General features: G+C 65.4%; 12 protein-coding genes. 5 read left to right on the plus strand and 7 right to left on the minus strand.

All coding sequences use genetic code 11. The features are described 5' to 3' along the window. The first annotated feature begins 1 nt into the window (after position 1). The 3 genes from ACFK0J_RS30365 to ACFK0J_RS30375 all read left to right on the plus strand — a co-directional run bounded on the left by ACFK0J_RS30365 (position 2) and on the right by ACFK0J_RS30375 (position 1,679). Positions 2–511 carry a F0F1 ATP synthase subunit B gene (locus ACFK0J_RS30365; RefSeq protein WP_378733117.1) on the plus strand — a complete coding sequence of 170 codons (510 nt, stop codon included), beginning with the start codon at positions 2–4 and terminating at the stop codon, positions 509–511. After that, positions 508–1,083: a hypothetical protein gene (locus ACFK0J_RS30370; RefSeq protein WP_378733119.1), complete on the plus strand. Its 576-nt coding sequence runs from the start codon at positions 508–510 to the stop codon at positions 1,081–1,083. Before ACFK0J_RS30365 ends, ACFK0J_RS30370 begins: the two co-directional genes overlap by 4 nt. A gap of 95 nt (positions 1,084–1,178) precedes the next feature. After that, complete coding sequence (locus ACFK0J_RS30375) at positions 1,179–1,679, plus strand: group II truncated hemoglobin (RefSeq protein WP_378733121.1); 501 nt, start codon at positions 1,179–1,181, stop codon at positions 1,677–1,679. Here the strand turns inward: ACFK0J_RS30375 and ACFK0J_RS30380 are convergent. Beyond that, the gene (locus tag ACFK0J_RS30380) at positions 1,661–2,551 is read right to left on the minus strand and encodes a tat pathway signal sequence (protein WP_378733123.1); all 891 of its coding nucleotides are present in this window, start codon (positions 2,549–2,551) and stop codon (positions 1,661–1,663) included. The two genes, ACFK0J_RS30375 and ACFK0J_RS30380, sit on opposite strands and share 19 nt — an antisense overlap. Positions 2,552–2,897: 346 nt before the next feature. Between ACFK0J_RS30380 and ACFK0J_RS30385 the strand changes: the two genes are divergently transcribed. Then, positions 2,898–3,623 (plus strand): LppP/LprE family lipoprotein, encoded by a 726-nt coding sequence (locus tag ACFK0J_RS30385; protein WP_378733125.1) that lies wholly within the window; start codon positions 2,898–2,900, stop codon positions 3,621–3,623. Positions 3,624–4,949: 1,326 nt separating this feature from the next. Here the strand turns inward: ACFK0J_RS30385 and ACFK0J_RS30390 are convergent. The 5 genes from ACFK0J_RS30390 to ACFK0J_RS30410 form a co-directional block, all read right to left on the minus strand. Further along, the gene (locus tag ACFK0J_RS30390) at positions 4,950–5,630 is read right to left on the minus strand and encodes a hypothetical protein (RefSeq protein ID WP_378733127.1); all 681 of its coding nucleotides are present in this window, start codon (positions 5,628–5,630) and stop codon (positions 4,950–4,952) included. 406 nt (positions 5,631–6,036) lie between these two features. Next, a complete protein-coding gene (locus ACFK0J_RS30395; protein WP_378733129.1) occupies positions 6,037–6,678 on the minus strand; it encodes a vancomycin high temperature exclusion protein in 642 nt (213 codons plus the stop codon). Between the two features lie 627 nt (positions 6,679–7,305). After that, positions 7,306–8,229, minus strand: coding sequence for a DMT family transporter (locus tag ACFK0J_RS30400; protein ID WP_378733130.1), 924 nt, complete (start codon positions 8,227–8,229; stop codon positions 7,306–7,308). Between the two features lie 66 nt (positions 8,230–8,295). Further along, positions 8,296–9,318, minus strand: coding sequence for a winged helix-turn-helix domain-containing protein (locus ACFK0J_RS30405; protein ID WP_378733132.1), 1,023 nt, complete (start codon positions 9,316–9,318; stop codon positions 8,296–8,298). 49 nt (positions 9,319–9,367) lie between these two features. Further along, positions 9,368–9,595 (minus strand): hypothetical protein, encoded by a 228-nt coding sequence (locus ACFK0J_RS30410; RefSeq protein WP_378733134.1) that lies wholly within the window; start codon positions 9,593–9,595, stop codon positions 9,368–9,370. A gap of 130 nt (positions 9,596–9,725) precedes the next feature. Here ACFK0J_RS30410 and ACFK0J_RS30415 point away from each other — a divergent pair, with 130 nt between their 5' ends. Then, on the plus strand, positions 9,726–11,030 hold the full coding sequence (locus ACFK0J_RS30415; protein ID WP_378733136.1) for a class I SAM-dependent methyltransferase: 1,305 nt from the start codon (positions 9,726–9,728) through the stop codon (positions 11,028–11,030). Between the two features lie 19 nt (positions 11,031–11,049). Here the strand turns inward: ACFK0J_RS30415 and ACFK0J_RS30420 are convergent, their stop codons facing one another. Next, the gene (locus ACFK0J_RS30420) at positions 11,050–12,036 is read right to left on the minus strand and encodes a diiron oxygenase (RefSeq protein WP_218470886.1); all 987 of its coding nucleotides are present in this window, start codon (positions 12,034–12,036) and stop codon (positions 11,050–11,052) included. Positions 12,037–12,130 lie beyond the last annotated feature (94 nt).

The following is a 12,130-nucleotide window of genomic DNA, read 5'->3' on the forward strand; positions in this document are numbered from 1 at the left end:
TATGTCTCCGAGAACGGACGTAGTTGCCGAGGGGAACTTCCTCATCCCCAACGGCACCTTCTTCGTCGAGCTGCTGATCTTCCTGATCGTGCTCGGAGTCATGTGGTTCTTCGTCGTTCCGCCGATTCGCAAGGTTTTGGCGGAACGCGAAGCGCGTGCCGACGAGACGCTGGTGAAGACCAAAGAAGCTCGCCAATTGTTCGCTGAGGCCGAAGCCAAGCATAAAGCGGCATTGGAGAAGGTGCGGTCGGAGGCGGCCGCGATCCGCAGTAAAGCGCGGGCCGAGGGACGGGAAATTCTCGAGCAGATGCGCGGCGAGGCACAGCAGGAAGCCAACGCCATCGTCGCGGAGGCCGAGGCCCAATTGCGCGCACAGGCGGATCAGGTCGCGGCGGAATTGCGCGAGACAGTCGAGCCGCTCGCCAAGTCGCTGGCCAACCGCGTGGTCGGCGTCGACGATCGACGAGCCGGAACAAGCCGAGGCCAGCAGACAGGACGGGCGTCGTCATGACTCCTAACAGCGACATCCTCGCCGAAGGCCTTTACGACATCCATTTCGAATGGCCGGTCTTCATCAGCCAGCTGTTCGGCTTCGTGGTCATCATCTGGGTCATCGTCAAATGGGTTGTGCCGCCGGTCAAACGAATGATGGCCAAGGCGCAGGGCGAAATCCAGAAGCAGATCGAGGAGAACGAGGCGGCGGCGGCCCGGCTGAACAAGGCCAAGGAGGTGTACGAGCACGGCATGGCGGAGGCGAAAGCCGAACTCGCCCAGCTCATCGAAGACGCGCACGCCGACGCCGAGCAGATCGTCGTCAAGATGCGGGAAACCGCGGCCGCCGAGGTCGAACGGGTCCGTAAGCAAGGCCGCGACCAGATCGAGCTGATGCGCAGGCAGCTGATCCGCGACCTCAAGACCGACTTCGCCGCCTCGGTGATGACGCACACCGCTGATAATGTGCGCGATCAGGTGCACTCGCCACAGATCAAGTCGGACGCCGTCGAGAAGTTCCTCGATGAGCTCGAGGCGATGGCGAACACCGGGCCTGCTATTCGGGCCAGAACCCAATCTCAGTGGAACTGAGCAGCATTCGTATCAAGATCGACTCCGGGCGGCGGTGCCCGTTAAGCTGACGTTCGCCAGCGGATGGCAGCGGAAGTTCGGGATCGGAGTCGGCGATGACGGAGGCAACCAGCGGGACCGAGGTGACCGTCGACGCGGTGCCGAGCCTGTACGAATGGGCCGGCGGCACCGCGGCATTCGAGGCACTGACCGAGGTGTTCTATCGCGAAGTCCTGCGGGACGATCTGGTCGGACCGCTGTTCCGTGGCATGGATTCGGGTCACCCGAAGTACGTCGCGATGTGGCTGGCCGAGGTTTTCGGCGGGCCGGACAGTTACAGCACGCAACGTGGCGGCTACTCACACATGGTCCGCCAGCATCTCGGCAAGGCGATCACCGAGCCGCAACGCCGCCGGTGGGTGAACCTGCTGATGGATGCCGCCGACGAGGTCGGGCTGCCCGACGACCCGGAATTCCGCGCCGCGTTCGCCTCCTACATCGAGTGGGGCACCCGGCTGGCCCACGCGAATTCACAGCCCGATGCCGAGCCCCCGCTGGAAGCGCCTATGCCGCACTGGGGTTGGGGCGTCGCACCGCCCTACCGCCCGTCGAAGTAGTCCTTGAACAGGATCTCGCTGACCTTGGTGACGGTCTCCTTGCCGACCTCGTAGCCATCCTCGACCCGCTGGGTGTTGTTCATGATGGCAACGGTGAATTGCTCACGCGGGCCGACGAATCCCACGGAGTTCACCAGCCAGGACCCATCGTCGTTGTCGTTGGACCAACCGTTCTTGTTGCCCGGGGTCGCCTGCGCGCCCGCGCCCCAGACACCCCATCGCTGGTTGGTTTCGAACGACTCCCCACCGTCGACCGAGCGCAGTTCGCCGACGAGGTAGTTCCGGTGCCGCGCGGGCAACTGCTCGAGTACGAAGTGCATCAGTTGCTCGAGATCGTTCGCGGTCGCCAAGATCCAACCCCAGGAATCCGGATGCTGATCGGCGAATCTGAGGCCTGCCATGCCGAATAGTCGGAATCGCGGCGCGAAGGTCTGTTCACCGCCGTAGCGGTCCCACAGGGTCGTCGCCGCGTCGTTGTCGCTGGAATGCAGCATCCGGTGCATCAGCTCGCGATCCTCGGTGGTCAGCGCGATCGCATCCGAGTCATCACGCAGCAGTAGGTCGACCGCCATCGCCAGCTTCGGGGTGGAACACGCCCAGATCGGTGTCGCCGCATCGGGATTGCGCCACACCGCACCGGTCCGGCGGTCGCGCACCACTATTCCGGTGAACCCGGGGCGACTCTTCGCGTACGCCTCGGCCTGTGCGATGCGGGCGGTGAATGCGGGATCGAAGCCGCGGGCCGAGCCGATATCCGGTGCGGCGGCGTCCGCGTCCTCGGTACCGTGCGCGTCGTACAGCAGGGCGGCCGCGACCACCGAAGCAGCGACCAGCACCCCGGACAGCACCACGGGGAACCTCGATTTGCGCATGAACGTCCATCCCTCGTGTGGGGTTGTCGCTGACTGGTTGAGGCAGGTCACCGGTAGTGCGCGGCGATCAGCATCTTCCTCAGGCGGAGTCACCTGATCAACACGACACTCGGCAATGGCGGCGATTCGCGTTCCGGTGTCGGTGCCCCCGACGGTGGGGGCACTATTTTTGGTGTGCTCGATTGCTCGTGAAACTAAGTAACAAGCCCGGCAATTCAGCCGATTTCCGTGTGTCTACGCACGGTCGCGGAGCGGAGGACCGCGTTCGTGCTTCGGGAAACCGGAGCAGTTGCCAGGACACCGCAGTACCGAACAACTACATACCCATCACCGATCCGGGGGTTCCATGAACGTCAAGTCATCAGCTTTTGTCGTGCTGGCCGCGAGCGTCGTCTTCGGCGCGACCGCCTGCGACTCGAGCTCGACACCGCAAGCCACCAGAACGCCGATCCCGTCGGCGGTTCCCACCTCCCCCAGCGCGATCACCAACGCGCCGGCGCCCGCCCAGCCGGGCGATGCCGGTCAGCCGGCGAACCCGCCTACCGCGCAACCGAACCCACCGGAGTTCACCAACGCGCCGCCGCCCGCGACCGTGCCGGTCGACCAGCAGGAACCCGCACCTGCCCCGCCACCGGCCGCCGGCCAAGGCCCGTACGGCAGCGGAAAGGGCTTGTGCTTCGACCTGAATTCCGAACTCGCCCGCTCCGCGGTAGCCCGGTTGGCGCCGAACAAGGAGGGCTACCCGTGGGTCATCGAGGAGGCCAGCACCGACCCGATCAGTGCCGGGTGTGACGGAGTCTTGTCCTGGATGCTGGTCGATTGGCGCGGCAGTCACCCCGCCTACCACGTCCTCTTCTTCACCAACGGCACCTACCTGGGCACCGCGACCTCCAAGCCCTACGGCTACACCACGGTGCACGACCAGAGCGCCAAGAACCGGGTCGCCCTGGAATACCGCTGGGTCACCCCCCAAGACGCCCTCTGCTGCCCCTCAGGCGGCCCCAACTGGGTGACCTTCACCCTGAACGGCACCACCGTCCAAGCCGAAGGCCAATTCCCCCCGGACAACTAACCCATCCCGTGCCCACCCGCCCGCCAGCGACCAGGCACGTAAACCAGCCATGATCAACGGGACATGGTGGCGGCATCGCGCGACTGCGACCGCCACCATGTCCCTTTGATCATGAACGGGGCGCCTCACACGTGCGCCAACATGATCAACGGGACGTCACGGCGGCATTATGCGAGTAAGCCCACCACCATGTCCCCATGATCATGAACGGGCCACCTCACACATGCGCCAACATGATCAACGGGACGTCACGGCGGCATTATGCGAGTAAGCCCACCACCATGTCCCCATGATCATGAACAGGGCACCTCACACATGCGCCAACGTGATCAACGGGACGTCACAGCGGCATTATGCGAGTAAGCCCACCACCAGGTCCCGTTGAGCATGAGCGCGGCACCGAGGTCCGACACCCGAGGCTCACTACGCCCGACCAACCGCGCGGCCACCCCCTTCACACCCTCGCACCCCACCCATCCTGATCTCACAGAGCATGCACACCGTTCACAGAGCCTCTAACCGCTGTGAACCGTACGGAAGCGCTGTGAGTACCCGCGAATCCCTGTGCGATCCACCGAGAGAGCTCAACAACGGCTCCGAACCACACCTAGAACCGCCACTTGAGCACCTTCGCCTTTTCCTGGAGCTCCCGAGACGAGACCACAGCCAGATGACCACGCTGGAGCCTCCACCCCACGCTCTCAACTGTTAAAGAAAGCCGGGTACGGCACACGACGCGCCCAGCACTGCCCAGTAACACCCTTGGTAGGCAAACCTTTACGGGGCGTCTCTGGTGAACTCACCCAGGACAGCGCACATCTCCACCTCGCGCACATGTTCGCCTCCCGCGCATTTCCACCTCCCGCGCACATGTTCGCCTCGCGCGCACGAGTTCGCTAGCTATTTCGTGCGCGGCCCGAAAAGACGTGGCGCAGGGGTACCGCCCAGAGTTGAGTGCTCAGAGACTTCCTCGGGTGTACTGCCCAACGGTTGGCAACCCTCCTCGGAATGCCCGGATTAATGCTGGGCGCGTGAGGTGGGGTTCCCGGCTTTCTCTTCCGCGGCTTGGGGACATGAAGTCGGTTCCAGCGTGGTCGACTGGCTGTGGTGCTGTTTTCGAGCGTCATTTTCGGCGGTCAGGAAGGGTGGGAGGGTGGGGATTCATGATCAACGGGACATGACGGTGGGATCGTGCGAGTAGGTCCACCACCACGTCCCGTTCGATCATCAGCGACCCGGTCGTACGTAGCCGAGCCATGATCAACGGGACATGACGGCGGCATCGTGCGAGTAGGCCCACCACCACGTCCCGTTCGACCATCAACGCTACGGCCCACCCCAGGCAACCATGATCAACGGGACATGACGGCGGCATCGTGCGAGTAGGCCCACCACCACGTCCCGTTCGATCATCAGCGATCCGGTCGTATGTAGCCGAGCCATGATCAACGGGACATGACGGCGGCATCGTGCGAGTAGGCCCACCACCACGTCCCGTTCGATCATCAGCGACCCGGTCGTATGTAGCCGAGCCATGATCAACGGGACATGACGGCGGCATCGTGCGAGTAGGCCCACCACCACGTCCCGTTCGATCATCAGCGACCCGGTCGTATGTAGCCGAGCCATGATCAACGGGACATGACGGTGGCATCGTGCGAGTAGGTCCACCACCAGGTCCCGTTCGATCATCAGCGACCCGGTCGTATGTAGCCGAGCCATGATCAACGGGGCATGACGGTGGCATCGTGCGAGTAGGTCCACCACCAGGTCCCGTTCGATCATCAGCGATCCGGTCGTACGTAGCCGAGCCATGATCAACGGGACATGACGGAGACATCGTGCGAGTAAGCCCACCACCACGTCCCATTCGCTCATCAGCGATCCGGTCGCACACAGGGCCACCATGATCAACGGGACATGACGGTGGCATCGTTCGAGTAGGTCCACCACCAGGTCCCACTCGATCATCAGCGATCCGGTCGCACACAGGGCGACCGTGATCATCGGGACATGGCTGCGGGATCGTGCGAGTAGGCCCACCAGCAGGTCCCGTTTGATTATGAAATGGGGCGCTGTCGGCATCGCTGCTTCGGTTCTCGGGATCTGCGCCCAGAGTGAGCGCCCAGCCTGGGTGCGGATCCCGAGAGGGGGTGGTAGTCCCAGGGCATGGGGTGCGCGGTGCGCGAAGGGTGTGCGGTGCGCGAAGGGTGCGCGGTGCGCCAAGGCTGTGCGGTGCGCCAAGGCTGTGCGATGCGCCAAGGCTGTGCGATGCGCCAAGGCTGTGCGATGCGCCAAGGGTGCGCGGTGGACGAAGAGTGCACGGTGGACGAAGAGTGCACGGTGCGCGAAGAGTGCACGGTGCGCGAAGAGTGCACGGTGCGCCGACGGTACGCGGTGCACCGACGGCGGGTTAGTGGCGGAGGATGGCGGTTAGGGCTTTGGGGGCGGCTAGCCATTCTCGGAGGTTGTTGCGTATGAGGGTTGTTCGGCGGCAGTCGCAGTAGGCGGTTACTCCGTCGGCGTCGATTCCTTCGGCGCGGCACAGGGCTACGGCTCGGGGGACGTGCTGGTATTGGGTGACGATGATGGCGCGGTTTATGCCGAACAAGTGTTTGGCGCGTTCGCAGGTTGCGCGGGTGGAAAGACCCTCGCCGTCGGAGCGCACGCGGGCCGGATCGATGCCGTGGGCGGTGAGATAGTTTGTCATCGAGGCGATCTCGTCGCCGGAGGTGCCCGCCGCGTGACCGGATACCAGGATCTCGCTGGCCTTTCCCGATTGCACCAGCTCGATCGCGACATCCAGGCGGCCACGTAGATATGCCATCGGTGTGCCGTCCGTGGCGACCATCGCCCCCGGCACGATCACCACCGGAACCGTCGGCGCGGTGTCGGGGCCGAATCGGTGCCCGGACGACAGCATCCACAGCCGGATATTCGCCCCGACCACGACCAGCGCCAGCCCCGTGACCACGGCAATACTCACTCCGAGCAACCTGCGCGGCCAGCGTCGCTGCCCCGCCTTCGCGGGCGGTCGCTCCCGATCGTCTGCCAAGGCCACCTCTTCCAGTTGGTCCCGAATTCACCTGCCCGACTATCGGCGTCGCGGCACCGGGGTCGTCAGCCGCGACAATCGTAGGTGACCGCCTGGATCGATTCGGACGACACACTGGTCACCACAGCTCCCGCACCGACCAGGAATCGCGCCCCCTCGCGAACCGCCAATTGCTCGGTCGGCGACATCCGTTGTGTCACTGCCGCCTCAGGCGAACGCAGGCGAATGCCTGGACCGATTCTCACGGCACACTGGTCACCGCAGATGCTAAACCGACCCAGGGACGATCGTCCCCGCTCGTCGTGCAGGTCTGCGCCAACGAGGCGACCACGGTGTCACATGCGGGCGTGTGCTGTACCGGAGCGTGTCGTCGCAGATCGCCGTGCGCTGAGTGCAGCGCGGATTCGGGCCGCCGACCAACCCGAAAGCCGTTGTGCCACTATCTGTTCACCTGACCGGTCGGACCAAATCCCGCTACCCACTGCACCACAGATCCCGCGCCGCCGACCACGCGGCACTCGTCACCACAGATGCGTACCCGCCAACGGGGACCTCGAATTCGGCTGGCGCGCCCACCACAGATGCCGTACCGACCAGGGACCATCGTGCTCTCCCGGGAACCGCCGCCTACTTCGTAGCTGACATCCGTTGCGCCACTGCCTGTTCCGTAATGCCACGCCGAGACCGGGTGATTGCGACACCGCCCAGGCACAGCAATCCACCCACCACCGCCAGCGGCCGAGGCACTTCTCGAAGCGCGATCCACGACATCAGCACCACGAAAGCGGGCACCGCGTAAACCGTGACACCCATCTTGCCCGCGGTGGTCCGGCCGAGTGCGTATGCCCAGGTGGTGAATGCCAAAGCGGTTGGGAAGACACCCAAATACAGCACGCTCGAGGTCGAGGACATCGGCGCGACTGCCACCTCGGTGTACAGCTGCCCGGCAAAGGGAAGGCAGGCGATCGTTCCGACAACGCAACCGCCCGCGGTGACCTGTAGCGCCGACGCACGGCTGAGCGCGGGCTTCTGTGCGATCACCGCGACGGCCCATGCGGTGGCGGCGGTCAGGCACAGCAGCACTCCGAGGACCGCTGCGCCGCCACCGCCCGAGTTCGACATGCCGACCACGACAGCTCCAGCGAACGACACCGCGATGCCGACCATCAGCCGTGCCGGAAACCCTTCGCGGAGAAACCATCCGCTCAGCACCGCGATCAGGACGGGGCCGACATTGACCACCAGTGCCGCGGTCCCCGCATCGACATACTGCTCACCCCAGTTCAAAGCCACCATGTAGACACCGAACCACAGCACACCGGACACGAAGATTCCCGGCCACGCACCCCGAACGGGCAGACCCTCTCCCCGCACAGCCACGATCGCCACCAGTGCGACAGACCCCGTCAGCAGTCGGCCCAGCGCCAACGCGCCAGGCGAGAAGTCTTGTCCCGCAGCACGAATGAATACGTACGCCGAAGCCCACAGCACCACGGTGACAGCGGCCGCGGCGACGGCCCACCGGTCGTTCGACGGGACGAGTTTCCTCATCATCGAACCGTAAATTGCCGACCGCGCGAACTCGTGCGGTTTTCGGACGCCGCGCTGGTGAGCGAGTCAGGCGATGCGGGCGCTGCTGCCCAAGTTGCCGTCCAGCAGGGCGGCGCCGAGGGTCGTCACCTCGTGGCGCATGGCGTTGCGGTGCCGCCAGCTGTCGATGAGCCCGGCCTCGCGCAGGATCGACGCGTGCTCGCTTGCCGTCGCGGGGGAAACGCCCAGTTGCCGAGCCAGTTCGGTGGTGCTGCAACCTTCCGAGATCACCTGCAGGGCGGCTGCTCGGGTCCGGCCGAGCAGGGCGGTCAACGCCTCGTTGGTCTCACGCGGTCCCCAGACGGCCGCGAAGTCGGCGATGTCGCGCAGCACCGGGACGATCACCGTCATCGGCGCGTCCTGGTCCACCACGGAATGCAGCGTGATCGGTTCGGGCCAGGCGAACATGGACGGAATGATGACCAACCCGCGGCCGTCGAGATGCTCGTCGTGGCAGTTGGTCTGGCGGTGGACCTCGAGCACCGGCGCCCGCCAGCGCACGTAGGGGTGCAGTCCGGCGAACAGCCGTTCGACGCCTTCGGTGGCGATTGTTCGTGCCATCCGTTCGGCGGCCACTTCGAGATAGGACTGGATATGCGCCCAGCGACCGGCGAACGCCACCGAGTGGAACGACTCCGCGGCCGCCGCGACAGTGCGGCGCGCCGTACCGTCCCGGTCGGACAATTCCGCCGTCCACGCGGGCAGCGGCTGCTGCCCTTTTCCGGCCCGGCGGCGAATCACGCACTCCACTTCGAGCCGGAGCTCGTCGCGGGAAGCCAGATGCAACGCCTCGATACCCGCGGCCATGGTCCGGGCGCCGCGGGTGGCGGTGATCAGATCGAGGAACGAATCGTCGGCGGGCAGAATATCGGCGAGCACACCGAAGTCGGCGGGCATCGCGCGGCGCACCTGACTGCGCCAACCTGCGAACCCGGCAACGTTCCTGCGCTGCACGACCCGGGTGGCCAACATGGTTTCGCCGATGGCGCCGAGCGGCGCCCCGACCCGGATGCGCATCAAATCGTCAGGCGTGCAAAAGATCCGCTTCATGTACTGCCCCGCATCGTTCCGACTCGGTACCGCGTCACCGTACCCGCGCTCACCGAGAACCTCGCCACCGCACAGCGCTGAGCGGATCCAGCCGCTCCAACATATCGTCGGCGTTCGGGCGGATCAGCGACTCCTTCGCTATCCACTCGACCCGGTGCGGCCACTTCCGGTGCAACCGCCGCCTGCCCCGCTTCCATTCCGCCACCACACTGTCGGCCATGCGTGCCACCGCGGTCACGACGCCGCCGCCGCCCGGCATCGCTATGTCCTTCACCATTCTGAACTCCTCATCGTCACTGCTCAGCAGCCTAAGAAGCGGCGGGTCGCGGACGCACCATGATTCGGTTCAGGCCGAAACAACCAAGTCGCTACCGTTCTCGGCGGGTGCTGCGGGCCATAGTGGTCATATGGGCAATATGACGACGGTCGCGGCCGCGTTCGAACCATTGGCGCGGGTAGCGCTCGGGTCCCATTCGCCGGTGCGGTTCGAGTTCTGGGACGGCAGCGCGATCGAACCCGAAGGTGCCCGCGCGGGCACGATGCGCGTGCGGTCGAAGGACGCGTTGCGCCATTTGGTCTGGGCGCCAGGCGAACTGGGACTCGGGCGCGCCTTCGTCTCCGGCGCGGTCGACCTCCACGGTGACATCTTCACGCTCCTTCGATCACTTCAGTCGACGGCGCCCCGCGATGCCAACTTGGGCCTCGACGCCGCATGGAAGGCCCTCGCTGCCGCCCGCCAACTCGGCGCGCTCGGCCGCCGACCGGCACCACCGCCCGAGGAGGCGCGGCCCCGGCGCGGCCCACTGCACACCAAACGCCGGGACGCGGCGGCGATCAGTCATCACTACGACGTGGGCAACGACTTCTACCGGCTGGTGCTCGGGCCGAGCATGACGTATTCGTGCGCGCGGTTCATCGCCGAAGACGACGACGGTTGCCACGGTGCGAACGACAGCATTTCGCTCGAAGACGCGCAGCGCGCCAAGCACGATCTGATCTGCCTCAAGCTCGGCTTGAAGCCGGGGATGCGGCTGCTGGATGTCGGCTGCGGCTGGGGCTCGATGGCGATGCACGCGGCCTCGACCTATGGCGTGCAGGTGGTCGGTGTGACAATCAGTAGTGCTCAGGTCGAACTCGCGCGCAAGCGAATCGCCGACGCGGGACTGTCCGGACGGGTCGAGATCAGGCTTGCCGACTATCGGGACCTGCGCGGCGAGGAATTCGACGCCATCTCATCGATCGGCATGTTCGAGCATGTCGGCACCAAGCGGGCCGCCGAGTACTTCGACACCCTGCGCGCGCTGCTGCGCCCCGAGGGCCGCCTGCTCAACCACGCGATCTCCTCGCCGGGCGGTTCGATCATGCGCAATCGCTCGTTCGTCGGCCGCTACGTCTTCCCGGACGGTGAGCTGGTCGACGTGGGCGAAGTCGTGCTGGCGATGGAACGCGCCGGGTTCGAGGTCCGCGACGTCGAGGCGCTGCGCGAGCATTACGCCCTGACCCTGCGCGCCTGGGTCGCCAACCTGGAAAACGCTTGGGATCAAGCGGTTTCGTTCGCCAGCGAAGGACGTGCCCGAATCTGGCGGCTCTACATGGCCGCCTCGGCTCTGGGTTTCGAGGACGGCGGCCTCGGGCTACACCAAGTGCTCGGAGTGGTACCGGATGCGCAGGGACGCACCGGCATGCCGGGAACCCGGCGCGCCTGGGGGTGAGCGCCGGGGTCTCCCGAACTCAGGAATGGGTGCGTACGGGTTCGCCGCGGTAGCGGGCCGGGTTGCCGTCGATCCGCAGGATCCGCCATGCCAGCTTCGCGGCCGGGTTCAGCAAACCGATGTCCGCCGCGAGCATTCTGGCCTCACCGAAGAAGTCGCGTCGCCGAGCCCGGGCTTCGGGGCTGCGCCAGAACAGTTCTCGGCGGATGCCACGCGGGATGTCGAACTCCCGGAACAGCGAACGAGGTGGCTTCACGATCAAGTCGCAGGCGATGAACATGATGATGGGGTAAGCCAGTGACAGTGTGCCGCGCTGCACCCGCCCCAGCTTGGGCACCCGGTGGCGCAGGTATTCGTGCGCGAAGGCGATGTGCCGCGCTTCCTCGGCGATGTGGATCCGCATCACGTCGCGCATGATCGGGTGCACGTCCTCACCCGCGCGCAACACCTGCTTCTGCACGTGGTCGATGGGCTCCTCGCCCGCGAGGACCGCGACGAAGAAGGTCGTCGGGAAGAATCGGCCGAGCAGCGGCACCAGCGGTCCGAGCAGTTTCATGATCCGGCCCATGCCGGGCACATCCGCGCCGATGCGGTTCACCATCTCCTGGAACATCAGGGTGTGGTTGATTTCTTCGGCGACCTCGTGGTTGAGGTACCGGAATTCGCCGGATCCGTTGGGCACCACGGCGAACAGGTAGTTCATCACGCCGCCGATCAGCAGTTCCTCGAACTGCAGACCCACCTTCGCGATGTTGGCCTGCCGCCACATCCCGATCTCGATCTTGCGCTCTTCGGGGAGCGCCAGGTACCAAGGATGAGCGCCGAGCGGATCGGTCGAGGCCGGAAGAATCCAGCGGGGATCGTTCGGTATCACCGCCCACTCGGGGGACTCCCAGTCGATCTCGGTGTACGGATCGAAGTGCTTGTTCACCGAGCCTTCGGAGAGCGTCGTCAGGATCGCCGCGTACGCGGTCCGAGACGGCGCCGTTGCCGACTGTGTTGCCATGACGTCTACCTCTTATCCAGTCGAGGTTAATGTGACACCAGTTAACGGTAACACTCTGTCTCACACATTTCCAGACCAGAGATCATCAGCCCAC

The organism is Nocardia brasiliensis (assembly GCF_042691675.1).
GTDB classification, from domain to species: domain Bacteria; phylum Actinomycetota; class Actinomycetes; order Mycobacteriales; family Mycobacteriaceae; genus Nocardia; species Nocardia brasiliensis_D.

Coding starts and splice junctions, on each gene's coding strand:
- ACFK0J_RS30365 (WP_378733117.1), top strand. CDS start 2: ATGTCTCCGAGAACGGACGTAGTTGCCGAGGGGAACTTCCTCATCCCC.
- ACFK0J_RS30370 (WP_378733119.1), top strand. CDS start 508: ATGACTCCTAACAGCGACATCCTCGCCGAAGGCCTTTACGACATCCAT.
- ACFK0J_RS30375 (WP_378733121.1), top strand. CDS start 1,179: ATGACGGAGGCAACCAGCGGGACCGAGGTGACCGTCGACGCGGTGCCG.
- ACFK0J_RS30380 (WP_378733123.1), bottom strand. CDS start 2,551: ATGCGCAAATCGAGGTTCCCCGTGGTGCTGTCCGGGGTGCTGGTCGCT.
- ACFK0J_RS30385 (WP_378733125.1), top strand. CDS start 2,898: ATGAACGTCAAGTCATCAGCTTTTGTCGTGCTGGCCGCGAGCGTCGTC.
- ACFK0J_RS30390 (WP_378733127.1), bottom strand. CDS start 5,630: ATGATCACGGTCGCCCTGTGTGCGACCGGATCGCTGATGATCGAGTGG.
- ACFK0J_RS30400 (WP_378733130.1), bottom strand. CDS start 8,229: ATGAGGAAACTCGTCCCGTCGAACGACCGGTGGGCCGTCGCCGCGGCC.
- ACFK0J_RS30405 (WP_378733132.1), bottom strand. CDS start 9,318: ATGAAGCGGATCTTTTGCACGCCTGACGATTTGATGCGCATCCGGGTC.
- ACFK0J_RS30410 (WP_378733134.1), bottom strand. CDS start 9,595: ATGGTGAAGGACATAGCGATGCCGGGCGGCGGCGGCGTCGTGACCGCG.
- ACFK0J_RS30415 (WP_378733136.1), top strand. CDS start 9,726: ATGGGCAATATGACGACGGTCGCGGCCGCGTTCGAACCATTGGCGCGG.
- ACFK0J_RS30420 (WP_218470886.1), bottom strand. CDS start 12,036: ATGGCAACACAGTCGGCAACGGCGCCGTCTCGGACCGCGTACGCGGCG.